This window comes from Geobacillus sp. CX412 (genome assembly GCF_027942335.1).
In the GTDB taxonomy this organism is placed as follows: Bacteria; Bacillota; Bacilli; order Bacillales; family Anoxybacillaceae; genus Parageobacillus_B; species Parageobacillus_B toebii.
Genome location: NZ_CP103461.1, coordinates 2400581 through 2424063, shown reverse-complemented (window position 1 = coordinate 2424063; position 23483 = coordinate 2400581). Strand labels below are relative to the sequence as shown.

22 protein-coding genes and 2 pseudogenes are annotated in these 23483 nt (G+C 44.3%); 23 read left to right on the top strand and 1 reads right to left on the bottom strand.

Annotated features, from left to right (window positions below; genetic code table 11):
- The first annotated feature begins 1 nt into the window (after window position 1).
- The 12 genes from coaBC to spoVM all read left to right on the top strand — a co-directional run bounded on the left by coaBC (window position 2) and on the right by spoVM (window position 12616).
- Entirely contained in the window at window positions 2-1207 is a 1206-nt protein-coding gene (gene coaBC, locus NXM86_RS12595; protein WP_015863394.1) for a bifunctional phosphopantothenoylcysteine decarboxylase/phosphopantothenate--cysteine ligase CoaBC, read from the top strand.
- Window positions 1204-3618 (top strand): primosomal protein N', encoded by a 2415-nt coding sequence (priA, locus tag NXM86_RS12590; protein ID WP_498958109.1) that lies wholly within the window; start codon window positions 1204-1206, stop codon window positions 3616-3618. The genes coaBC and priA overlap by 4 nt, the downstream gene beginning before the upstream one ends.
- 14 nt (window positions 3619-3632) lie before the next feature.
- Window positions 3633-4106 carry a peptide deformylase gene (gene def, locus NXM86_RS12585; RefSeq protein ID WP_062753439.1) on the top strand — a complete coding sequence of 158 codons (474 nt, stop codon included), beginning with the start codon at window positions 3633-3635 and terminating at the stop codon, window positions 4104-4106.
- 11 nt (window positions 4107-4117) lie between these two features.
- Window positions 4118-5074, top strand: coding sequence for a methionyl-tRNA formyltransferase (gene fmt / locus NXM86_RS12580; RefSeq protein WP_015863397.1), 957 nt, complete (start codon window positions 4118-4120; stop codon window positions 5072-5074).
- A complete protein-coding gene (rsmB, locus tag NXM86_RS12575; RefSeq protein ID WP_062753437.1) occupies window positions 5064-6407 on the top strand; it encodes a 16S rRNA (cytosine(967)-C(5))-methyltransferase RsmB in 1344 nt (447 codons plus the stop codon). Before fmt ends, rsmB begins: the two co-directional genes overlap by 11 nt.
- Window positions 6408-6471: 64 nt before the next feature.
- Window positions 6472-7506: a dual-specificity RNA methyltransferase RlmN gene (rlmN, locus tag NXM86_RS12570; RefSeq protein ID WP_498959039.1), complete on the top strand. Its 1035-nt coding sequence runs from the start codon at window positions 6472-6474 to the stop codon at window positions 7504-7506.
- 4 nt (window positions 7507-7510) lie between these two features.
- Complete coding sequence (locus tag NXM86_RS12565) at window positions 7511-8260, top strand: Stp1/IreP family PP2C-type Ser/Thr phosphatase (RefSeq protein ID WP_015863400.1); 750 nt, start codon at window positions 7511-7513, stop codon at window positions 8258-8260.
- 5 nt (window positions 8261-8265) lie between these two features.
- Window positions 8266-10227, top strand: a complete 1962-nt coding sequence (gene pknB, locus NXM86_RS12560) for a Stk1 family PASTA domain-containing Ser/Thr kinase (protein ID WP_015863401.1) — start codon at window positions 8266-8268, stop codon at window positions 10225-10227.
- Between the two features lie 4 nt (window positions 10228-10231).
- Window positions 10232-11113 (top strand): ribosome small subunit-dependent GTPase A, encoded by an 882-nt coding sequence (rsgA, locus tag NXM86_RS12555; RefSeq protein ID WP_015863402.1) that lies wholly within the window; start codon window positions 10232-10234, stop codon window positions 11111-11113.
- Between the two features lie 2 nt (window positions 11114-11115).
- The gene (gene rpe, locus NXM86_RS12550; RefSeq protein ID WP_015863403.1) at window positions 11116-11781 is read left to right on the top strand and encodes a ribulose-phosphate 3-epimerase; all 666 of its coding nucleotides are present in this window, start codon (window positions 11116-11118) and stop codon (window positions 11779-11781) included.
- A gap of 37 nt (window positions 11782-11818) precedes the next feature.
- Window positions 11819-12466: a thiamine diphosphokinase gene (locus tag NXM86_RS12545; protein WP_081189366.1), complete on the top strand. Its 648-nt coding sequence runs from the start codon at window positions 11819-11821 to the stop codon at window positions 12464-12466.
- A 69-nt stretch (window positions 12467-12535) separates the two neighbouring features.
- Window positions 12536-12616 carry a stage V sporulation protein SpoVM gene (gene spoVM / locus NXM86_RS12540; RefSeq protein ID WP_003394991.1) on the top strand — a complete coding sequence of 27 codons (81 nt, stop codon included), beginning with the start codon at window positions 12536-12538 and terminating at the stop codon, window positions 12614-12616.
- A 46-nt stretch (window positions 12617-12662) separates the two neighbouring features.
- Here spoVM and rpmB read toward each other — a convergent pair whose 3' ends face one another.
- Window positions 12663-12848: a 50S ribosomal protein L28 gene (gene rpmB, locus NXM86_RS12535; RefSeq protein ID WP_015863405.1), complete on the bottom strand. Its 186-nt coding sequence runs from the start codon at window positions 12846-12848 to the stop codon at window positions 12663-12665.
- Between the two features lie 239 nt (window positions 12849-13087).
- On the opposite strand from rpmB, the gene NXM86_RS12530 reads away from it, so the two are divergent.
- From NXM86_RS12530 to rnc, 11 genes and pseudogenes are all read left to right on the top strand, one after another.
- Window positions 13088-13450 carry an Asp23/Gls24 family envelope stress response protein gene (locus NXM86_RS12530; RefSeq protein WP_015863406.1) on the top strand — a complete coding sequence of 121 codons (363 nt, stop codon included), beginning with the start codon at window positions 13088-13090 and terminating at the stop codon, window positions 13448-13450.
- A gap of 56 nt (window positions 13451-13506) precedes the next feature.
- Window positions 13507-15143, top strand: a pseudogene (locus NXM86_RS12525) (DAK2 domain-containing protein).
- Between the two features lie 66 nt (window positions 15144-15209).
- Complete coding sequence (gene sdaAB / locus NXM86_RS12520) at window positions 15210-15872, top strand: L-serine ammonia-lyase, iron-sulfur-dependent subunit beta (protein WP_062753433.1); 663 nt, start codon at window positions 15210-15212, stop codon at window positions 15870-15872.
- A 34-nt stretch (window positions 15873-15906) separates the two neighbouring features.
- A complete protein-coding gene (sdaAA, locus tag NXM86_RS12515) occupies window positions 15907-16797 on the top strand; it encodes an L-serine ammonia-lyase, iron-sulfur-dependent, subunit alpha (RefSeq protein ID WP_041269848.1) in 891 nt (296 codons plus the stop codon).
- Window positions 16787-18834: pseudogene (recG, locus tag NXM86_RS12510) on the top strand (ATP-dependent DNA helicase RecG). Before sdaAA ends, recG begins: the two are co-directional and overlap by 11 nt.
- A 120-nt stretch (window positions 18835-18954) precedes the next feature.
- Window positions 18955-19551, top strand: a complete 597-nt coding sequence (fapR, locus tag NXM86_RS12505; protein WP_015863411.1) for a transcription factor FapR — start codon at window positions 18955-18957, stop codon at window positions 19549-19551.
- The gene (gene plsX, locus NXM86_RS12500; protein ID WP_062753429.1) at window positions 19535-20524 is read left to right on the top strand and encodes a phosphate acyltransferase PlsX; all 990 of its coding nucleotides are present in this window, start codon (window positions 19535-19537) and stop codon (window positions 20522-20524) included. The genes fapR and plsX overlap by 17 nt, the downstream gene beginning before the upstream one ends.
- A gap of 14 nt (window positions 20525-20538) precedes the next feature.
- Complete coding sequence (gene fabD / locus NXM86_RS12495) at window positions 20539-21480, top strand: ACP S-malonyltransferase (RefSeq protein WP_015863413.1); 942 nt, start codon at window positions 20539-20541, stop codon at window positions 21478-21480.
- 3 nt (window positions 21481-21483) lie between these two features.
- Window positions 21484-22224 (top strand): 3-oxoacyl-[acyl-carrier-protein] reductase, encoded by a 741-nt coding sequence (gene fabG, locus NXM86_RS12490; RefSeq protein WP_015863414.1) that lies wholly within the window; start codon window positions 21484-21486, stop codon window positions 22222-22224.
- A gap of 74 nt (window positions 22225-22298) precedes the next feature.
- Window positions 22299-22532, top strand: a complete 234-nt coding sequence (locus NXM86_RS12485; protein ID WP_003251806.1) for an acyl carrier protein — start codon at window positions 22299-22301, stop codon at window positions 22530-22532.
- 149 nt (window positions 22533-22681) lie between these two features.
- Window positions 22682-23422 (top strand): ribonuclease III, encoded by a 741-nt coding sequence (gene rnc / locus NXM86_RS12480; RefSeq protein WP_081188609.1) that lies wholly within the window; start codon window positions 22682-22684, stop codon window positions 23420-23422.
- Window positions 23423-23483: the final 61 nt, after the last annotated feature.

Sequence of the window (23483 nt, the reverse complement as noted above, 5' to 3'; positions counted from 1 at the left end):
TATGGTGAATGGAAAGAACATTTTATTATGTGTAACAGGGGGAATTGCAGCTTATAAAGCCGCTGCCTTAACGAGCCAATTAACCCAGCGCGGTGCCAATGTGAAAGTAATGATGAGTGAAGCTGCCTGTCAATTCATTACTCCGCTTACATTCCAAGCATTATCACGCAACGAAGTATATGTGGATACATTTGAAGAAAAAAATCCAGCGGTAATTGCTCATATTGATGTCGCAGATTGGGCTGATCTTGTTCTTGTTGCCCCTGCTACCGCCAATACAATTGGAAAATTGGCAAACGGCATTGCCGACAACATGATTACAACAACGCTTTTAGCGACAAAAGCGCCGGTATGGATCGCGCCGGCAATGAATGTTCATATGTACGAACATCCGGCAGTGCAAGCCAATATCGAAACGCTATATCGCTTTGGCTATCGCTTTATTGAGCCGTCGGAAGGGTATTTAGCTTGCGGATATGTCGGAAAAGGGAGACTAGAAGAACCAGAAAAAATTATTGACAATATCGAAACATATTTTGCCTCTCTCAATCCTTTCTTAAAAGGAAAAAAAGTTCTTGTCACCGCGGGACCGACACGTGAAAAATTAGATCCTGTCCGCTTTTTTTCTAATCGTTCCACAGGGAAAATGGGCTATGCGATTGCGGAAGCGGCAGCGCGCTTTGGTGCGGAGGTGACACTCATTTCTGGTCCTACGGAGCTGGATGCGCCAGCAAACGTAGAAACCGTTCGAGTAGAGTCTGCGCAAGAAATGTATGAAGCGGTGATGGATCGCTTTCCGCATGTGGATATCGTCATCAAAACGGCGGCGGTGGCTGACTATCGACCGAAGCATGTGTTTGATCAAAAAATAAAAAAACAGCCGGGCGACTATGTGATTGAAATGGAAAGAACGGTTGATATTTTAAAAACGCTAGGTGAACAAAAAACGACGCAAATTTTAGTCGGATTTGCGGCGGAAACGGACCATGTTGAGGAATATGCCCGGCAAAAATTAGAAAACAAACGGCTGGATTTGGTCGTTGCCAACAACGTCTCGGAAGAAGGAGCGGGGTTTGCTGGCGACACGAATATTGTGACCATTTTCAAACGCGACGGCTCCGTACGTTCGCTGCCACTTTTGCCGAAAAAACAAGTAGCAGAAGAAATTTTAAAAGAAATTCATCATTATATCGAGGCGATTCGATGAAAGTAGCAGCGGTTATTGTAGATGTTCCTTCGCGTCAGACGGATCGGCCTTTTGATTATGCCATCCCAAAAAAATGGGAAGATGTATTGCAGCCAGGCATGCGTGTCACCGTTCCGTTCGGTCCGCGGCGATTGCAAGGGTTTGTGATCGATATTAAGTCTCACTCGGACGTAAAAACATTGAAACCGATTGAAGAAGTGTTAGATGTCACCCCTGTATTAAACGAAGAGCTGCTCGAGTTAGGGAAATATTTAACAGAAACGACGCTTTGTTTTGCGATTTCCGCTTACCAAGCGATGCTTCCGGCAGCGATGAAAGCAAAATATGAAAAGGAAATCCGGCTCGTTCGTACAGAAAATCGCTTTTTACTGCCGGAAGCGATTCAGCCGCTTTTTGTGGATCGCACTGCCATTGATTGGAAAGAAGTGGAGCATAGCGATCTGCTTTGGCCGTTGCAAAAGGCGATTCAACAAGGCTATTTAGAAGTCGTATACCATGTAAAAGAAAAAGCAACAGCAAAAACGGTGAAGTACGTGGAACTGGCGCAATCGCATGAAGAAATCGCGCGTGCCATTAACGCATTGCCGGCAAACGCCGCCAAGCAAAAACAGTTGTTAACGGTTCTTCTGTCTGCGGATGAAGCAATGCCGTTGAAGCAGCTGTTAGAGCAGACCGATGCTTCCTATGCTTCGCTGAAAGCGTTGACCGCAAAAGGACTCGTTGTAGAAAAAGAAATCGAAGTATATCGCGATCCATATGAGCATCGTTCGTTTTCAAAAACAGCGCCGCTTCCGCTTACCGATGAGCAAGAAAAAGCACTTTCCGCCATTGTTGAGCGCGTAAGAGCCAATGAGCATGAGGTGTTTTTGCTATACGGCGTGACGGGAAGCGGAAAAACAGAAGTTTACATGCAAGCGATTGAAGAAGTATTGCGGCAAGGAAAAGAAGCGATTGTTCTTGTTCCAGAAATTTCGCTGACGCCGCAAATGGTCGAACGGTTTAAAGGGCGTTTCGGTTCACAAGTGGCAGTGCTTCATAGCGGCTTGTCTGTCGGTGAAAAATATGATGAATGGCGAAAAATTCATCGGAAAGAAGTGCAGCTTGTCGTCGGCGCCCGTTCTGCTATTTTCGCTCCGTTTGAAAATCTCGGCATGATTATTATTGATGAAGAACATGAGACAAGTTACAAACAAGAAGAAAATCCGCGTTATCACGCCCGTGATGTGGCGATTTACCGCGCCCGCGTCCACGGATGTCCTGTCGTACTCGGCAGCGCTACTCCTTCGCTCGAATCGTTTGCGCGGGCGAAAAAAGGGGTATATCAGTTACTGACATTACAAAAGCGGGTAAGCGATAATGGGATGCCGGACGTTCATGTTGTAGATATGCGGGAAGAACTGCGGAGCGGAAACCGTTCGATGTTTTCGCGCTCGTTATTCGAAAAGTTGAAAGACCGTCTTCATAAAGGAGAACAATCTGTATTGTTTTTAAATCGGCGCGGCTACTCGACATTTGTCATGTGCCGTGATTGCGGTTATGTGATTCGTTGTCCACATTGTGATATTTCATTGACGTATCATCGGGTCGAGCAGCGATTAAAATGCCATTATTGCGGGCACGAGGAGCCGATTACGTATCGCTGTCCATCATGCGGAAGTGAGCATATTCGCTTTTTTGGAACGGGAACGCAAAAAGTGGAAGAAGAATTGACGAAACTGCTTCCCGAAGCGCGCGTGATCCGCATGGATGTCGACACAACGAGCCGCAAAGGCGCCCACGAACGGCTGCTTGCTGAGTTTGGCGCAGGGAAGGCCGATATTTTGCTTGGCACACAAATGATTGCCAAAGGTCTTGATTTTCCAAAAGTAACGCTTGTCGGCGTGTTGGCCGCAGATACGATGCTCCATCTTCCTGATTTTCGCGCTTCAGAAAAAACATTTCAGCTGTTGACACAAGTAAGCGGGCGCGCCGGGCGCCACGAGCTTCCCGGCGAAGTCGTCATCCAAACGTATACGCCGGAGCATTACAGCATCACGCTTGCCGCTAAACACGATTATGATGCATTTTATCAAAGAGAAATGGTGCTTCGTAAAATGTACGGCTACCCGCCATTTTACTATTTGACATTAATCACCGTATCACATCCGGAAATAACGAAAGCGGTGGCTGTGACAGAAAAGATTGCGGCATATTTGCGGGCACAGCTGTCGAATGAAGCGATCATTCTTGGCCCTGTCGCTTCACCGATTGCTCGACTTCATGATAGATATCGCTATCAATGCATGATAAAATACAAACGGGAGCCGAACATGACACGGGTATTAAAAGCGGTTATCGATCGTTATCAGCACGATGTTTCCCAAGGAGATTTATCGATTACGATCGATACGAACCCATATACAATGATGTAAATGGAGGAATTGTGTTGGCAATCTTACCAATTGTGACATACCCAGCGGATATTTTAGAAACGGTGTGCGAACCGGTAAAACAATTTGACCGTCAGCTTATTCAGCTGTTAAATGACATGTATGAAACAATGATAGATGCGGACGGCGTCGGCTTAGCCGCGCCTCAAGTCGGAATCGCGAAACAAATTGCCGTTGTTGATGTCGGTGACAAGCACGGCCGGATTGAACTGATCAATCCGCGCATTATAGAAGCGCGCGGGGAGCAAATCGGTCCGGAAGGCTGTCTAAGTTTTCCAGGGCTGTTTGGTGAAGTAAAACGCGCCAATTATGTAAAAGTTCGTGCTCAAGATCGGCGCGGTCGGGTGTTTACGCTTGAAGCAACCGAATTTTTAGCGCGCGCGCTTCAACATGAAATCGACCATTTAAACGGAATATTGTTTACTTCGAAAGTAATTCGTTATTACGATCCGGAGGAATTAGAAGGGTAGATGATGGAAAGATGATAAAAGTTGTGTTTATGGGAACACCGGATTTTTCTGTTCCTATATTGAAGCAGCTAATAGAAGATGGCTATAACATTGCTGCCGTCGTTACACAGCCGGATAAACCGAAAGGAAGAAAGCGGGAGTTGACACCGCCGCCTGTCAAAGTGGAAGCGGAAAAACACGGAATTCCGGTATTGCAGCCGACAAAAATTCGTGAAAAAGAACAATATGAACAAGTGTTGGCGTTCAAGCCAGATTTAATTGTGACAGCGGCGTTTGGCCAAATTTTGCCGAAAGCATTGCTCGATGCTCCGAAATACGGCTGCATTAACGTCCATGCTTCATTGCTTCCGGAATTGCGTGGCGGCGCTCCGATTCATTATGCGATTTTGCAAGGAAAGACAAAAACAGGCGTCACGATTATGTATATGGTGGAAAAGCTCGATGCCGGCGATATTTTAACACAAGTGGAAGTACCGATTACCGAAACCGATACGGTTGGCACGCTTCATGATAAATTAAGCATTGCCGGGGCAAAACTGTTATCAGAAACGATTCCGCAATTAGTAGCTGGAAAATTAACTCCAATCAAACAAGACGATGAAAAAGCAACATATGCGTATAATATTAAACGCGAACAAGAAAAGATTGATTGGACAAAGCCGGGAGAAGACATTTATAACCATATACGCGGCTTGCACCCGTGGCCAGTTGCATATACAACGTTTGCCGGAAATGTATGGAAGGTTTGGTGGGGAGAAAAAGTTCCGGCTCCGAAAAAAGCAGAACCCGGAACGATTATTGATATCGTACAGGATGGAATTGTTGTTGCGACCGGCAATGAAACGGCAATTAAAATTACAGAATTGCAGCCGGCGGGGAAAAAACGGATGAATGCGGCGCAATTTTTGCGCGGCGCCGGCGCCCATCTCACTATTGGAATGAAGCTAGGAGATGAACATGAAAGCTAAAAACGTACGAGAAGTCGCTTTGGAAACATTGTTGGCTGTCGAAGAAAAAGAAGCGTACAGCAATTTATTATTAAATAAAATGATTGAGACGCATCGTCTTTCCGAAAGAGATGTCCGGCTGTTGACGGAAATTGTGTACGGAACGATTCAGCGCCGGGATACGCTCGATTATTATTTGACCCCGTTTTTGAAAAAAGCGCGCAAACTAGAGCGGTGGGTTCGCGTGCTTCTTCGCTTGACCCTTTATCAAGTATTGTATTTAGACCGCATCCCTGACCGCGCGGCGATTTTCGAAGCGGTGGAAATTGCGAAAAAACGAGGGCATCAAGGGGTCGCTTCGCTGGTTAACGGGGTGATGCGCGCCATTCAACGTCAAGGGGTGCCGCCTCTTGAGAAAATAGAAGATGAAGTGGAGCGGCTAGCCGTTGCGACAAGCCATCCACTCTGGCTTGTCAAGCGCTGGGTCGAGCAATACGGACTTGAAGAAACAAAACGGATGTGTGAAACGAACTTGTTGCCGCCAAAGCAAACGGCTAGGGTGAATACCGCAAGAATAACTGTCGAGGAAGCAATAGACAAGCTCAAGCAAGAAGGAATGGAAGTGGTACTCGGCGAGGTGGCAGAGGAAGCGATTCAAGCGAAAAGAGGAAATCTTGCGCACACGGATGCGTTTCGCCGCGGATGGATTACGATTCAAGACGAAAGCTCGATGTTAGTGGCACGGGCGCTTGGACCGAAAGAACATGAGCGCGTTCTTGACAGTTGTGCTGCGCCGGGCGGAAAATCGACCCATATCGCAGAGTTAATGAACAACACCGGACAAGTAATATGTGCGGATATTCATGAACATAAAGTGAATTTAATCGAGGAGAATGCGAAACGACTGCAGCTTACGAATATTTCTGCGCGTGTGCTTGATAGCAGACGTTTAGGCGAAGTATTTGAGCGGGAGATGTTTGATAAAATTTTAGTTGATGCCCCGTGCTCGGGGTTTGGCGTCATCCGCCGTAAACCAGATATTAAATATGCAAAAACGGAAGCAGATATTCCTTCCCTTGTGGCGTTGCAACGTGAAATTTTGCACGCAGTTGCGCCATTGTTAAAAAAGGGCGGTACGCTTGTATATAGCACATGTACGATTGACCGTGATGAAAATGAGGCGGTCATTGCTCAATTTTTAGACGATCACCCAGAATTTTCACCAGATGAAACGATGAAACTGCGGTTGCCCGAAAAAGTACAACCATACGTTCACAACGGGCAACTGCATCTTCTTCCACATTATTTTGGGTCGGACGGATTTTTTATCGCATCATTACGAAAGAAGGTGTAGCTTCGTTGGAACAGACGAATATTGCAAAACAGAAAAAGAAGAAACAGTATCACGCAATCCATCGATTTATTCACTTACGTTCGAACAGTTAAAAGATTGGATCATCGAGCAAGGAGAAAAACCATTTCGTGCCACGCAAATATATGAATGGTTATATCAAAAACGGGCAACCGATTTTTCTGAGATGACCAACCTTCCGAAAACGTTACGTGAAAAACTAAGCGAACATTTCGATATTACAACATTAAAAACGTTAGTGAAACAAACATCAAAAGACGGCACCATTAAATTTTTGTTTGAACTTCATGACGGATATTCGATTGAAACAGTGTTGATGCGTCACAATTATGGAAATTCCATTTGTGTAACGACACAGGTTGGCTGCCGCATCGGTTGCACATTTTGCGCTTCGACGCTTGGCGGATTGAAGCGTCATTTAGAAGCAGGAGAAATTGTAGCGCAAGTCGTAAAAGTACAAAAAGCGCTTGATGAACAAGGAGAGCGCGTAAGCAGCATTGTTGTCATGGGAATCGGCGAGCCGTTTGACAATTACGATGAGCTGATAAAATTTTTGAAAATCGTCAACCATTCAAAAGGGTTGAACATCGGTGCACGACATATCACCGTTTCTACAAGCGGGATCATCCCGAAAATTTACCAATTTGCGGATGAAGGAATGCAAGTGAATTTTGCGATTTCGCTACATGCCCCGACGACAGAGCTGCGCACGAAGTTAATGCCGATCAATAAAGCATATCCGCTTCCAAAATTAATGGATGCTGTCCGTTATTACATTGAAAAAACAGGGCGACGCGTTACGTTTGAATACGGATTGTTTGGCGGAGTCAATGACCAAATCGAACACGCGGAACAGCTAGCCGAGCTCATTAAAGGATTGAAATGCCACGTTAACTTAATTCCGGTAAACTATGTGCCGGAACGAAATTACGTACGGACGCCGCGCGACCAAATTTTTGCGTTTGAACGCGCATTAAAAAAACATGGAATCAATGTTACGATTCGCCGTGAACACGGACACGATATTGACGCAGCATGTGGGCAGCTTCGCGCGAAGGAGCGAAAAGAAGAGACGAGGTGAAATAATGAAAGTCGTTTTTCAAACCGACATTGGTAAAATTCGGGCTCACAACGAAGACAGCGGCGGAGTTTTTCAAAATAAAGACGGGCATTATTTGGCGGTTGTTGCAGATGGGATGGGGGGACATCGCGCCGGCGATGTTGCGAGTGAAATGACGATTTCCTATTTAAAAGAAGAATGGGAACAGTCAGAGCACATCTCTTCTCCAGATATAGCAGAGCAATGGTTGAAAGATCATGTAGCGGCTGTGAACCGGATTTTATTCGAGCATTCCTTGAAGCATACGGAATGCCAAGGAATGGGGACAACGATTGTCAGCGCGATTTGCACTGACCAGTTTGTCACGGTCGGCCATATTGGCGACAGCCGTTGTTACCTTTTAAATAAAAATGGATTTCAGCAAATTACGGAAGACCATTCACTCGTCAATGAATTAGTGAAAACGGGGCAAATTTCAAAGGAAGATGCAGAACACCATCCGCGTAAAAATGTTTTGTTGCGCGCGCTCGGCACGGAAAAAGAAGTGAAATTGGATATGAAGACAATCAGCATCGATGAGCATGATATGTTGCTTTTATGTTCGGATGGTTTGTCAAACAAAGTATCGGAACAAATGATGGTACATATTTTGACATCAGACGACTCGCTCGAGCACAAGGCGCAAGCGCTAATTGACTTGGCAAATGAACATGGAGGAGAAGACAATATTACGCTGGCAATTATTGATTTTTCATTGGAACGTGAAAGTAGGTGATCCGCATGCTCATCGGCAAACGGTTAAATGATCGCTATAAAATTATTAGTTTAATTGGCGGCGGTGGGATGGCAAATGTTTATTTAGCGAGAGATATCATTTTAGACCGCGACGTCGCCGTAAAAGTATTGCGCTTTGATTTTGCCAATGATGAACAGTTTATCAAACGGTTTCACCGCGAAGCACAGGCGGCAACGAGTTTGAATCACGAAAATATCGTCACCATTTATGATGTTGGAGAAGATGAAGGCATTTATTATATTGTCATGGAGTATGTGCGCGGGTATACATTAAAACAATATATTCATCAGCACGCCCCCCTCCCGGTTCCAAAGGCGCTTCATATTATGGAGCAATTAACATCAGCGATTGCGCACGCTCATGAAAACGGGGTTATTCATCGGGATATTAAGCCGCAAAACATTTTAATTGATGAGAATGGAGATGTAAAAGTAACTGATTTCGGGATTGCCGTTGCCCGTAGTTCTACTACGATTACGCAAACAAATTCGGTGCTTGGCTCTGTTCATTATTTGTCCCCCGAACAAGCGCGAGGCGGAATTGCGACAGAAAAATCCGACATTTACTCCCTAGGAATTGTCATGTTTGAGCTTGTAACAGGGCGGCTCCCTTTTTCTGGAGAGTCTGCCGTATCGATTGTGCTCAAACATTTGCAGGCGGAAACTCCTTCTCCAAAAGCATGGAATCCTAGTATTCCTCAAAGTGTCGAGAATATTATTTTAAAAGCGACGGCGAAAGATCCGTTTTATCGTTACCGTTCGGCAAGGGAAATGAATGAGGATATCAGCACGGCTTTAGATCCGGAACGCGTCAATGAGCAAAAATTTATGATTCCTGCCGATGATGAAGAACCGACAAAGGCGATTCCTGTTATTAGAGAGAGCCTTGTCAGCGCCGGGCTGGAGCAGCAAACCATTGTTTACGAAGAAAAAAAGGAAGAAGAGAAAAAAGAAACAAAACCGAAGAAAAAGCGAAAATGGATTGTTTGGCTTACTGCGTTATTTTTATTTCTTGCAGCAGCGGGGGTGAGCGCTGTTACGTGGATTCCCGATTTGATTTTTCCGAAAGAAGTGACAATGCCGAATGTCGTCAATGAAGATTATGACGAGGCGGTCGAAAAGTTATCATCGCTAGGATTGGAGATTAAAGATACGATTGACGTCGAGGATGACGAAATCGCAGAAGGAAAGGTTGTACGCACGAAACCGGAAGCAGGAATGATGGTAAAGGAAGGATCTGCTGTTATTATTTATAAAAGCATCGGTAAAAAGAAAGTAGAGTTTGGCGATTTTATCGGCGAAGATATCGAAACAGCGGAAGCACAGCTGAAAAACGAAAATTTTATGAATGTTACACGCAATGAACGTTATAGCGACAAGCCTCCTGGTACCATTATCGATCAATTTCCTTATGCAGGAGATAAAGTCATTCCTGAAGAAACAAAAGTGATTTTCACTGTCAGCCTTGGTCCGGAAAAAATTATGTTGAAAGACTTGACGGGATATACAGAAAAGAGTGTGCGTGATTATGTAGATGATCAACAGTTGTACTTGAAGGTAAAATACGAATATTCGGATAAAGTTCCGGAAGGGCTCGTTATTTCTCAAACACCTACAGCCAATGAAAAAGTAGATAAAGGCGATACCATTACAGTAATTATTTCACGCGGCAAGGAGACGCTTCCTGTGAAAACGGTGATAAAAGATATTGAAATTCCATATGAACCGGAAGAAGAAGGACAAGTGATGGAAGCGCAATTATATATTCAAGATGCCAAACATAATATGACAACGCCGTATAAAACATACCGTCTGACCGCACCGGTAACGGAGACGGTGGAATTTGAAATTCCATATAAGGAAACGGCGTATTATCGTGTCATTGTAAACAATGTAGTAAAGGATGAAGGAACAATTCCATATCCAAACAATGTCACAAAGGAGTGAGGCTATGGCAGAAGGAAAGATTATTAAAGCGCTAAGCGGATTTTATTATGTATTATCGGAAGGAAAGGTGTTTCAATGCCGAGGCAGAGGAGTATTTCGAAAGCAGAAAATTACTCCTCTTGTCGGGGATCATGTCGAGTTTCAGGCGACGAGCGAAACAGAAGGATATATTATGAATATACGCGAACGAAAAAACTGGCTCGTTCGTCCGCCAATCGCTAACGTAGAACAAGCGATTTTAGTGTTTTCGGCAGTGGAGCCAGATTTTAGCACAAGACTTCTCGACCGTTTTCTCGTTCTTGTCGAATCCAAACATATTCGTCCGATTATTGTCGTGAATAAAATGGATTTAGTGGACGACCAGACAAAACCAACAATGGAACAATATATTCGTGATTATCGGCAAATAGGCTATGATGTCATTGAAACGTCAACCATCACCAAATTAGGAGTAGAACAGTTGCTTTCATATTTAGAAGGGCATATTTCCGTTTTTGCTGGGCAATCCGGCGTCGGGAAATCCTCGCTTTTAAATGCGCTCCGTCCGGATTTGCAGTTAAAAACCAATGATATTTCTACACATTTAGGACGTGGAAAACATACAACCCGCCATGTAGAATTGTTGGAAATTGGCGGCGGCCTTGTTGCTGATACGCCAGGTTTTAGTGCGTTAGAGCTTGATGATATAGAATTGGAAGAGCTGCCGCTTTATTTTCCAGAGTTTTGTGAGCGCAGCGAGGAATGTAAATTCCGCGGATGTTTGCACATCGCGGAGCCAAAATGCGCTGTGAGAGAAGCGGTCGAATCGGGTAAAATCCCTTCTTACCGATATGAGAATTACATTAGTTTTGTCGAAGAAATTAAAGAACGAAAGCCGAGGTATTAACTATGGTAAAAATTGCACCATCGATTTTATCCGCCGATTTCGCGCGGCTTGCTGAGGAGATCCGTGACGTGGAACAAGGTGGAGCCGATTACATTCATGTTGATGTGATGGATGGCCATTTCGTGCCGAACATTACGATCGGACCGCTAATTGTCGAAGCGATTCGTCCCATTACAAAGCTTCCTTTAGATGTTCATTTAATGATTGAGCAGCCTGACCGATACATTCCTGCTTTTGCAAAGGCGGGAGCGGATTATTTATCCGTTCATGTGGAAGCGTGCCCACACTTGCATCGTACGATTCATTTAATTAAAGAGCAAGGAGTAAAAGCCGGAGTTGTCTTAAATCCACATACGCCGGTAGAAATGATTCAACATATTATCGATGATGTTGATTTAGTGTTATTGATGACAGTTAATCCAGGATTTGGAGGACAGAAATTTATTCCATCTGTATTGCCAAAAATTCGACAAGTTGCGCAACTGGTGAAAGAAAGAGGACGATTTGTAGAAATTGAAGTAGATGGCGGGATTAATGCCAAAACAGCCCGCCTATGCATGGAGGCTGGGGCAAACGTGCTTGTTGCTGGTTCTGCTATTTATAATGAACGTGACCGTGCTGCGGCGATTCGTGCCATTCGTGGCGAAAATGAGGCGGAAGGTGTATAACCTTCCGCTTTAGAGTAAGCAAGAAAGGAAGAAACGTATGTTTATTCATATTGTCGGCGGCGGACCGAGTGAACATCTTCCCTCTTTAGCTAGTTACGATGGAGAACATGTACGATGGATCGGGGTGGATCGTGGAACAAAGACGCTGCTTGAAGCGGGAATCCGGCCGATAAAAGCGTTTGGCGATTTTGACTCCATGACGACGGAAGAGATTATATTACTACAAAAAACACTCGATGATCTTGATATATGGCCGGCGGAAAAAGATAAAACCGATATGGAAATTGCGCTTGATTGGGCGGTGCAGCAAGAAGCGGATAAAATCCGCATTTTTGGAGCAACCGGCGGCCGCCTTGACCATTTATTTGGCAATGTTCAATTGCTGATCAAATACGCAGGGAAACCGATTGAGATGATCGACAGACAAAATATTGTGACTGTCCATCTTCCAGGCACGTACACCGTTTTTTACGATGAACGATATCGATACGTTTCTTACATTCCGATTTCCAATGATATTAAAGGAATGACGTTGGATGGATTTAAATATCCGCTAACAAATAGTCATATTTTTCGAGGTTCGACACTATGTATTAGTAACGAACTTATCCAATCTTCTGGTACTTTTTCATTTTCCAAAGGCATATTAATGATGATAAGAAGTAGCGATGTAGGTACGATTTAAAGTGAAGGGAATATACTTATAAAGAGATGAAGGAAAGTCCGTTATGATGGCAGTGAGGAGGGAATCGGAATGAAATTTTATACCATTAAATTACCGAAATTTCTTGGTGGAATTGTGCGTGCCATGTTAAATTCCTTTAAAAAAGGATAATAAAAAAGCACCAATTTTTTGGTGCTTTTTTATTATGCGGTGTCCGTTAAACGCGTTGTACTTTTCCAGATTTTAATGCGCGGGCAGACACCCATACACGTTTTGGTTTTCCGTCGACTAAAATACGAACTTTTTGAAGGTTTACTTTCCATGTGCGTTTATTTGCATTCATCGCATGTGAACGTGAATTGCCGAAAGATTTTTTCTTTCCTGTCACAAAGCATTTTGCCATCTTTTTTCCCTCCTTACTCGTACCGCATTCCGATGTGAGTCTAAAAAACACTATTATAATTTACCATACAAACAGTTAAATTTCAATATATGATGTTTTATCTTTCAAGAAAATATCCTTGACATATATTTTTATTTTCGGCTAAATAATACTAGTGGGCGATGGGAGAACTTTTAAAAAGCAGAGCGTTATAGTACAATGACTGTAGCTATGCGAACAATTCCGAAGGGGGAACTGTCATGTCCATTGAATTGCAAACGAAATACGGGAGAATCGAAATTTCCAATGATGTAATTGCGATGATTGCAGGGGGCGCTGCGGTCGATTGCTACGGAATCGTTGGAATGGCATCGAAAAATCAAATTAAAGACGGAATTTCTGAAATTTTGCGGAGGGAAAACTTTTCTAAAGGTGTGATTGTCCGAGAAGAAAATGGGGAAGTGCATATCGATATGTACATTATTGTTAGCTATGGAACGAAAATTTCTGAAGTTGCTCACAATGTGCAAACAAAAGTGAAATATACGCTTGATCAAATGTTAGGGCTTTCTGTACAGTCGATTAATATTTATGTTCAAGGGGTTCGTGTAACGAATCCGTAGTAAGGAGGAGTTAGTAGGTGACAATTAGGATACTTGACGGAAGACTGTTTGCAGAAATGGTCTTTCAAGGAGCGGCGCATTTATCCAACAATGCAAAAGCGGTCGATGCGCTGAACGTCTTTCCGGTTCCGGATGGCGATACAGGCACGAATATGAATTTATCGATGACTTCTGGTGCAAAGGAAGTAAAAAATAACATTTCTGATCATATTGGAAAAGTCGGCAGTGCATTAGCAAAAGGGCTATTGATGGGAGCACGCGGAAATTCAGGAGTGATTTTATCGCAATTGTTTCGTGGTTTTGCGAAAGCGGTGGAAGCGAAAAAAGAAATTAATAGTGCGGAATTTGCTGCTGCGCTTGAAGCAGGTGTCACCACCGCTTATAAAGCGGTAATGAAGCCGGTGGAAGGCACGATACTGACCGTAGCGAAAGACGCGGCGAAGCGGGCGGTAGAAATCGCAAAAAAAGAACAAGACATTGCCATTGTGATGGAAGAGGTAGTGAAGGAAGCGAAGGCGTCTTTGCAACGCACACCTGAATTATTGCCGGTATTAAAAGAAGTGGGGGTTGTCGATAGCGGCGGTCAAGGGCTTGTCTACGTATATGAAGGATTTTTGAGCGCATTAAAAGGGGAAAATGTTGCTGATCGAAAGCCTATAGAAGTCTCGATGCAAGAATTAATCAATGCTGAACATCATAAAAGTGCACAAAGCCATATCGATACGGATGAAATTGAGTTTGGTTACTGTACCGAATTTATGGTACGGTTTGAACGAGATAAATTGCAAAAACATCCATTCTCTGAAGAAGCGTTTCGTCAAGATTTAAGCCGATTCGGTGACTCATTATTAGTCATTGCTGATGATGAACTTGTAAAAGTGCATATTCACACAGAACAGCCTGGCGAAGTACTGACATATGGACAAAAATACGGAAGTTTAATAAACATTAAAATTGAAAATATGCGCCAACAGCACGCAAATATAGTAAATCAAGAACGCAATGCTGCTTCGAGCGCATCGAAGGCGAAACAAAAAGAGAAATATGGAATTGTGACAATAGCGATGGGATCCGGCGTTGCCGAGCTGTTTAAAAGCATCGGCGCACACGTTGTCATTGAAGGCGGCCAAACGATGAACCCGAGCACGGAGGATATCGTAAAAGCAATTGAAAGCATTAACGCAGAAACAGTATTCGTGCTTCCAAATAATAAAAACATTATTATGACAGCACAACAAGCTGCGACCGTCGTCAACCAAAAGGTGATCGTCATTCCATCGAAAACAGTCCCTCAAGGGATGTCGGCATTGCTGGCGTTTAATCCATCACTTTCTGAGGAACAAAATGAAAAAGCAATGACGGTCGCCTTGTCGCGTGTCAAAACAGGACAAGTTACGTTTTCAGTACGGGAACAACGATCGATGGGGTGGAGATTGAAAAAGACGATTATATGGGTCTTGCTGATAATAAAATCGTTGCGGCGGAAAGAGACAAGCTTTCGGTGACGAAGCAGCTGCTTAATACGCTAATTGATGAAGATAGTGAAATCGTTACAATGATATATGGGGAAGAAGCAACAGAAGAGGAAGTCGAAGCAATTGTTTCTTATATTGAGGAAACATATCCGGACGTAGAAGTGGAAGTGCATAACGGAAAACAGCCGTTATATCCATTTATCTTTTCTGTTGAATAAATTATGTTAGAATAGTAGAAGGGGAGTTCCCCTTCTATTTTATTGTAATATTAAGGGAGTGAAAATGTGAAATATAAAAGCGTCTTTGATATTATCGGACCGATTATGATTGGCCCGTCGAGTTCGCATACAGCGGGAGCGGCGCGAATCGGGAGAGTGGCGCGCAGCTTATTTGGCAGAAAACCGAAATGGGCACATATTTCTTTTTACGGCTCTTTTGCGCAAACGTATAAAGGGCATGGAACCAATGTAGCCATTGTTGGTGGCCTTCTTGATTTCGATACATTTGATGAGCGAATTCCTTATTCGCTTGAAATTGCGAAACAAGAAGGAATGGAAGTCACTTTTTATGAAGAAGATGCGATTCCTCATCATCCTAACACTGCGAGAGTGCGCATTGGAGATGAAAAAGGGGAATTGGAACTTGTCGGTATTTCCATTGGCGGTGGAAAAATCGAGATTATCGAGTTAAACGGATTTGAGTTGAAGTTGTCTGGCCATCATCCGGCATTGCTCATTATGCATAATGACCGGTACGGGGCGATCGCGTCGGTGGCGAATGTTTTAGCGAAATATGCGATTAATATTGGACATATGGAAGTGTCACGGAAAGAAAAAGGAAAAGAAGCGTTGATGACCATTGAAATAGATCAGCCGATTGATCAAACAGTGATTGATGAACTGACAGCGTTGCCGCATATTATCCAAGTAACAAACATTGCGGATTAGCGTAAGCGTTTGCAAAAAAGGAGGCCGCATCATGATGTTTCGCAACGTTGCTGAACTTGTGCAATTGGCGGAAAGCCAAAACATTAAAATTGCCGAAGTAATGATTCGGCAAGAGATAGAAGTAACGGGGAGAAGCCGTGAAGAAATTTTTGCGCAAATGGATAAAAACTTGCAAGTAATGGAACAAGCGGTTGCAAAAGGGCTTGCCGGCGTTGTCTCCAGATCGGGGCTCACTGGCGGGGATTCGGTGTTGTTGCAACAATATATCAGACAAGGGAATTTTTTATCAGGAGAAACGATTTTAGATGCCGTTAGTAAAGCGGTGGCGACAAATGAAGTAAACGCGGCAATGGGCGTCATCTGCGCGACGCCGACTGCGGGTTCCGCCGGAGTTGTTCCGGGGACGCTTTTTGCAGTAAAAGAAAAATTAAAGCCGACGCGTGAAGAGATGATTGAATTTTTATTTACAGCGGGGGCATTCGGTTTTGTTGTTGCCAATAACGCCTCCATCTCTGGCGCGGCTGGAGGGTGTCAAGCGGAGGTCGGCTCAGCCGCGGGAATGGCGGCGGCAGCGTTAGTCGAACTTGCCGGGGGAACGCCGAGCCAAGCAGCGGAAGCGATGGCGATCGCTTTAAAAAATATGTTAGGATTAGTATGTGATCCTGTCGCTGGTCTTGTCGAAGTTCCATGTGTAAAGCGAAATGCGATGGGAGCGGCAAATGCGATGGTAGCAGCAGACATGGCGCTTGCTGGTATTAAAAGCCGCATTCCATGTGATGAGGTCATTGAAGCGATGTTTCGCATCGGTGAAACGATGCCAACTGCATTGAAAGAAACTGCAGAAGGAGGGTTAGCAGCAACGCCGACCGGCCGCGCTTTAGCGGCAAAAATTTTCGGCGTTTCAGCTAATAGCCGTGAATCGTGAGTTGCAACAACCTGTTACAGCAATAAAGGGAATTGGAGAAGAAACAAGTGAAGCGCTTCGAGAAATGGGGATTACAACGATCGAGGAATTGTTTATGCATATTCCATACCGCTATGAAGATTATGAGATAAAAGATTTAGCGGAAGTAAAACACGACGAAAAAGTAACAGTCGAAGGGAAGGTTCATAGCGAGCCTTCTCTTACCTATTATGCGAAAAAAAAATCGCGCTTAACATTTCGTCTGCTTGTGGGACGGTATTTAATCACCGTCGTTTGTTTCAATCGTCCTTATTTAAAAGGAAAATTATCCATTAACGATACCGTTACAGTCATTGGAAAATGGGATCAACACCGTCAAATGATTACGGCATATGAATTGAAATTAGGACCGCTGCCGCAAAAGCGGGAAATTGAACCTGTTTACTCGGTTCGTGGATCCATCACAGTGAAAGGAATGCGTCGTTTTATCAAGTTGGCTTTAACGCAATACGGCGAAGCAATCGTGGATCCGCTCCCGCTATCGATACGGCAAACGTACCGGCTTATTTCAAAGCAGGAAGCGATTCGGGCGATCCATTTTCCACGTTCTCATGAGGAATTGAAGCAGGCGAGACGGAGGCTTGTATACGAGGAATTTTGCTTTTTCAATTAAAAATTCATGCTCTTCGTAAAGTGCAAAGAGAATATTCGGAAGGAATCGCCCATTCGTTTTCGGAGGAAAAATTGCATGCCTTCATCCAACAGCTTCCATTTTCGTTGACAAAAGCACAGCAGCGCGTCGTTCATGAAATACTAGCGGATATGCGATCCCCATACCGTATGAACCGCCTTCTTCAAGGAGACGTTGGTTCGGGAAAAACGGTCGTTGCGGCGATTGTATTATATGCTGCCGTTCTATCCGGCTATCAAGGAGCGCTAATGGTGCCAACGGAAATTCTAGCGGAGCAGCACGCGCAGTCATTGCAAACATTATTCGCATCAACCAATGTAACGGTGGCGTTACTAACAAGTTCTGTGAAAGGAAAGAAAAGAAAGGAAATTTTAGAACAGCTTGCTTGTGGAGATATTGACATTATTATTGGGACACATGCACTTATTCAAGAAGAAGTAAATTTCAAGCAGCTTGGTTTGGTGATTACAGACGAACAACATCGGTTTGGAGTGGAACAGCGCCGGATTTTGCGCGAAAAAGGGCAATCGCCTGACGTGTTGATGATGACGGCGACACCAATTCCGCGCACGCTTGCCATTACTGCGTTTGGCGAAATGGATGTGTCGGTGATCGACGAAATGCCGGCCGGAAGAAAAAAAGTGCAGACATATTGGGTAAAACACCATATGTTTGAACGCGTTCTTGATTTTATCGAAAAAGAAATTCAAAAAGGACGCCAAGCATATGTCATTTGTCCGCTCATTGAAGAATCGGAAAAATTAGATGTGCAAAATGCGATTGATGTTCATAGCATGTTGACACATTATTACAAAGGGAAATATCATATCGGCCTTATGCACGGACGGCTTTCTTCGGAGGAAAAAGAAGAAGTAATGAAAGCGTTCAGCGAAAATCGTGTGCAAGTGTTAGTTTCTACTACGGTTGTGGAAGTTGGCGTAAATGTCCCGAACGCCACTGTCATGGTGATTTACGATGCGGAACGATTTGGGCTGGCACAGCTGCATCAATTGCGCGGTCGGGTCGGCCGCGGTGATGAGCAATCATATTGTATTTTAATTGCTGATCCAAAATCAGAAACAGGAAAAGAGAGAATGCGCATTATGACGGAAACGACAGACGGATTTGTTCTATCAGAGAAAGACTTGCAGTTGCGCGGCCCTGGTGATTTTTTTGGCACCAAACAAAGTGGTATGCCTGAATTTAAATTTGGAGACGTCGTACATGATTATCGCATTCTGGAAGTAGCGCGCAACGATGCGGCAAAATTAGTTCAATCTACTGCTTTTTGGCGCGATGAGCCGTATCAATGGCTGCGTCTTTATTTACAAGAATCCGGTGTGCTGGATGGCGAAAAATTAGATTGATGCGGAGCTGTTTTCGCCATTTTCACCGAAGAATGAAACCACTTTTTTTGCTTGCAATCTTTTTTTTGAGATTATATACTACTATTAGTACCTAGTCATAGAAGTGGACGGTGTAAATAGATGCGAAAAAGCAAACGGGAACGACAACGGCTTTTGCAAGAAACGATTCAAGAAAATCCGTTTATTACCGATGAGGAATTAGCTGAAAAATTTTCCGTCAGCGTTCAAACGATCCGCTTAGACCGTTTAGAGTTGTCGATACCTGAACTACGTGAGCGAATTAAACATGTCGCGCAGCAATCGCTGGCCGATAAAGTCAGGTCGCTTCCGATTGAGGAAGTAATCGGGGAAATTATCGATATTGAGCCCGACCATAGCGCCATTTCTATTTTCGATGTGAAATCAGAACATGTGTTTAAGCGGAATCGTATTGCGCGCGGTCATCATTTATTTGCCCAAGCCAATTCACTTGCCGTTGCCGTCATCAACGATGAACTTGCATTGACAGCAAAAGCGAACATTCGCTTTACAAGACAAGTGAAAGAAAATGAACGAGTGGTAGCGAAAGCAAAAGTGGTCGGCGAAAAAGAGAACGGACGAACGATTGTGGAAGTAAACAGCTATGTCGGTCAAGAACTTGTCTTTTCCGGAACGTTTGAAATGTATCGATCAAATCGCGAAAAAAAGGATGGAGACAGCAATGAAAATAGCAATTGATGCGATGGGAGGAGACCATGCCCCAAAAGAAATCGTTCTCGGGGCGATGAAGGCCGTTCAGCACTTTTCAGATGTACATATTACTCTATTCGGAGACGAGGGCAAAATTCGCCCTTATCTTACATCAGACGAACGGATCACTGTCATTCATACCAATGAAGTGATCGAAGCAACGGATGAACCAGTGCGGGCGGTAAGAAGAAAAAAACAATCGTCCATGGTGTTAATGGCCGAAGAAGTGAAAGAAGGACGCGCTGATGCTTGTATATCGGCGGGAAATACGGGCGCGCTTATGGCGGCAGGGCTATTCGTCGTCGGACGAATCGCGGGGATTGATCGACCTGCATTAGCACCAACGCTTCCGACGATTGGCGGCGAAGGGTTTTTGTTTTTAGATGTCGGAGCAAACGTCGATGCCCGTCCGGAACATCTGTTGCAATATGCTTTAATGGGAGCGGTGTACGCGGAAAAAGTTCGGGGAATTCCACGCCCGCGCATCGGCCTATTAAACGTTGGAACAGAAGACCAAAAGGGAAACGATGTTGCCAAGAAGGCGTTCCAACTTTTGCGAGAAACCGATCTTAATTTTATCGGCAACGTAGAAGCGCGCGATTTATTGCAAGGCGTCGCCGATGTGGTTGTCACGGATGGTTTTACTGGCAACGTTGCATTAAAAACGATTGAAGGTACGGCTATTTCCGTTTTTTCTATGTTAAAAGAAGCATTAACAAGCAGTTTTTTAAGCAAATTAGCGGCAGCTATTTTAAAGCCGAAATTAATAGATTTGAAAAAAACGATGGATTATTCCGAATATGGAGGGGCTGCGCTGTTTGGGCTAAACGCTCCTGTCGTAAAAGCTCACGGTTCGTCTGATGCGAACGCCATCTTTCACGCCGTCCGTCAGGCGCGGGAAATGGTAGCGAACGATATCATCACTACAATAAAAGAAGCGATTGAACAAAATCATTCATAAGGGAAGTGGAACATATGGGGAAAATTGCTTTTATTTTTCCAGGACAAGGGTCGCAAACGGTAGGCATGGGAAAAGACGTCGCGCAAAGCGATGCCAACATCGCTGCGGTGTTTCAGTCCGCGGACGAACGTCTTGGTTTTTCGCTTTCTTCGCTTATTTTTGAAGGGCCGCAAGAAACGCTGACTTTAACGTACAACGCACAGCCGGCCTTATTAACGACGAGCATTGCGCTTCTTGAAAAAGTAAAAGAAGCCGGCATTACGGCGGATTACGTCGCTGGCCATAGTTTAGGAGAATATACGGCGCTTGTGGCAGCGGGAGCGATTTCGTTTACCGATGCGGTGTATGCGGTAAGAAAACGAGGGGAGTTTATGGAAGAAGCGGTGCCGGCAGGAGAAGGAACGATGGCCGCGGTGCTGGGAATGGATGCGGCCGCGCTTGAAGCGGTGACAAAAGAAGTATCGGAACAAGGCGATCCAGTACAGCTGGCGAATTTAAACTGTCCAGGGCAAATCGTTATTTCCGGTTCAAAAGCGGGAGTAGAAAAAGCCGGGCAGCTTGCGAAAGAGCGAGGAGCAAAAAGGGTTATTCCGCTTGAGGTGAGCGGTCCGTTTCATTCTTCCCTTATGAAACCGGCAGCAAGCAAATTGCAGGATGTGCTAAACACCATTGCGATTCGTGATGCTGAAATTCCTGTTATTTCAAACGTTACTGCACAGCCGGTCGTGAAAAAAGAAGAGATTTTGCGTCTATTAATCGAGCAATTGTATTCTCCTGTACGCTGGGAACAATCGGTAGAAATGATGATCGGCTTAGGAGTAGATACATTTATTGAAATCGGTCCGGGGAAAGTGCTGTCAGGACTTGTGAAAAAAATTAACCGCAACGTGAGCGTGTACGCAGTGAACGATCTTGAGTCTTTACAAGCAACCGTTGCGGCATTGAAAGGAGAATAAACGATGTTGCAAGGAAAAGTTGCGCTTGTCACGGGAGCATCGCGCGGCATCGGCCGGGCGATTGCATTGGAGCTGGCGCGTCAAGGCGCAAAAGTAGCGGTCAATTACGCCGGCAATGAAGCGAAAGCGAATGAAGTTGTCGAAGAAATTAAAAATATGGGTGGGGAAGCGTTCGCCATTCAAGCGGACGTATCTAATGCCGAAGCTGTTGATCAGATGGTCAAAGCGGTATTAGAACGATTTGAGCGCATCGATATTTTAGTGAACAATGCCGGCATTACCCGCGATAATTTATTAATGCGCATGAAAGAAGAAGAATGGGATGACGTGATGAATATTAACTTAAAAGGGGTGTTTAACTGCACGAAAGCAGTGACACGCCCGATGATGAAACAGCGGTACGGCCGCATCGTGAACATTGCTTCTATCGTCGGCGTCAGCGGAAATCCGGGACAAGCAAACTACGTCGCCGCAAAAGCTGGCGTCATCGGGTTAACGAAAACAGCAGCCCGTGAGCTTGCGAGCCGCAACATTACCGTCAATGCGGTTGCTCCTGGATTTATTACAACCGATATGACCGACCGTCTTAGTGAAGAACTGAAGGCGGAAATGTTAAAACAAATTCCGCTTGCCCGCTTCGGCGAACCGGAAGATGTTGCGAAAGTCGTTTCATTCCTTGTATCGGATGCCGCTAGCTACATGACAGGGCAAACGCTTCATGTCGACGGCGGAATGGTCATGTAAAATCATATGTTTTTGAAATAGCCGCTAGTATTTTCTAGCTGAATCTACTATAATCATGAAGGGAGGTGAATGTGGTGGCAGACGTGTTAGAGCGTGTTACGAAAATTATCGTCGACCGCTTGGGTGTCGAAGAATCCCAAGTTACATTGGATGCTTCTTTCAAAGATGATCTAGGGGCAGACTCTCTAGATATCGTAGAGCTTGTGATGGAATTAGAAGATGAATTTAATATGGAAATTTCTGATGAAGAGGCTGAAAAAATTGTCACAGTAGGAGATGCTGTGAACTACATAAAAAGCCACATGTAATATCGTATAGAAAAGTCCCGTTACAAAAGCGGGGCTTTCTATGCTTTTTATCAGTGTAACGTACGGATGAACGGATATAATAAGGAAGGATAAAACATTGCTTTTTCTATATATATTTTTGTGTGGAATGAAGTCGGAGGGCCTTATGTATGTCGAAACCAAAAGATAAAGAACGAATAAATGAAAAAAGGCGAGCGAAATTTAAGGAACTGCAAAAAAAAATCGGCATTTTTTTTACGAATGAAAAACTTCTTATTCAGGCTTTTACCCATTCATCGTATGTGAATGAGCATCGGAGACGGCCGCATGAAGATAATGAACGGCTCGAGTTTTTAGGTGACGCGGTGCTTGAGCTTACCGTTTCGCAATATTTGTTTAAAAAATTTCCGCATATGAGTGAAGGAGAATTAACAAAACTGCGCGCGGCCATTGTATGTGAACCATCGCTTGTCAAATTTGCCAACGCCTTATCATTCGGTGAACTCGTGCTTTTAGGAAAAGGGGAGGAGTTGACAGGGGGGAGAACAAGGCCAGCGCTGTTGGCTGATGTATTCGAAGCATTCATTGGTGCGCTATATTTAGACCAAGGAATGGATGCGGTCATGCAATTTTTGGGACAAACGATTTTCCCAAAAATTGATGAAGGTGCTTTTTCTCATGTGATGGATTTTAAAAGCCAATTGCAAGAACTCGTTCAACGCGATGGCATCGGTGTGCTTGAATATAGCATTTTAGAAGAAAAAGGACCGGCACATAATAAAGAATTTGTCTCTCGCGTTTCGCTAAATGGACAGACACTTGGCATCGGAATCGGAAAGTCAAAAAAAGAAGCAGAACAACATGCAGCGCAAATGGCATTGCAAAAATTAAAAACAATAGGAAAAGAATAAGGGGCTGGCTCTCCAATATAGTCAGCCCTTCTTTCGGTTCTTTATGTTATAGTGATGGTAC

Coding starts and splice junctions, on each gene's coding strand:
- rsmB (WP_062753437.1), top strand. CDS start 5,064: ATGAAAGCTAAAAACGTACGAGAAGTCGCTTTGGAAACATTGTTGGCT.
- plsX (WP_062753429.1), top strand. CDS start 19,535: ATGAAAATAGCAATTGATGCGATGGGAGGAGACCATGCCCCAAAAGAA.
- rnc (WP_081188609.1), top strand. CDS start 22,682: ATGTCGAAACCAAAAGATAAAGAACGAATAAATGAAAAAAGGCGAGCG.
- pknB (WP_015863401.1), top strand. CDS start 8,266: ATGCTCATCGGCAAACGGTTAAATGATCGCTATAAAATTATTAGTTTA.
- spoVM (WP_003394991.1), top strand. CDS start 12,536: ATGAAATTTTATACCATTAAATTACCGAAATTTCTTGGTGGAATTGTG.
- priA (WP_498958109.1), top strand. CDS start 1,204: ATGAAAGTAGCAGCGGTTATTGTAGATGTTCCTTCGCGTCAGACGGAT.
- rpmB (WP_015863405.1), bottom strand. CDS start 12,848: ATGGCAAAATGCTTTGTGACAGGAAAGAAAAAATCTTTCGGCAATTCA.
- fmt (WP_015863397.1), top strand. CDS start 4,118: ATGATAAAAGTTGTGTTTATGGGAACACCGGATTTTTCTGTTCCTATA.
- sdaAA (WP_041269848.1), top strand. CDS start 15,907: ATGTTTCGCAACGTTGCTGAACTTGTGCAATTGGCGGAAAGCCAAAAC.
- fapR (WP_015863411.1), top strand. CDS start 18,955: ATGCGAAAAAGCAAACGGGAACGACAACGGCTTTTGCAAGAAACGATT.
- NXM86_RS12545 (WP_081189366.1), top strand. CDS start 11,819: ATGTTTATTCATATTGTCGGCGGCGGACCGAGTGAACATCTTCCCTCT.
- fabD (WP_015863413.1), top strand. CDS start 20,539: ATGGGGAAAATTGCTTTTATTTTTCCAGGACAAGGGTCGCAAACGGTA.
- NXM86_RS12530 (WP_015863406.1), top strand. CDS start 13,088: ATGTCCATTGAATTGCAAACGAAATACGGGAGAATCGAAATTTCCAAT.
- rsgA (WP_015863402.1), top strand. CDS start 10,232: ATGGCAGAAGGAAAGATTATTAAAGCGCTAAGCGGATTTTATTATGTA.
- rpe (WP_015863403.1), top strand. CDS start 11,116: ATGGTAAAAATTGCACCATCGATTTTATCCGCCGATTTCGCGCGGCTT.
- fabG (WP_015863414.1), top strand. CDS start 21,484: ATGTTGCAAGGAAAAGTTGCGCTTGTCACGGGAGCATCGCGCGGCATC.
- coaBC (WP_015863394.1), top strand. CDS start 2: ATGGTGAATGGAAAGAACATTTTATTATGTGTAACAGGGGGAATTGCA.
- NXM86_RS12565 (WP_015863400.1), top strand. CDS start 7,511: ATGAAAGTCGTTTTTCAAACCGACATTGGTAAAATTCGGGCTCACAAC.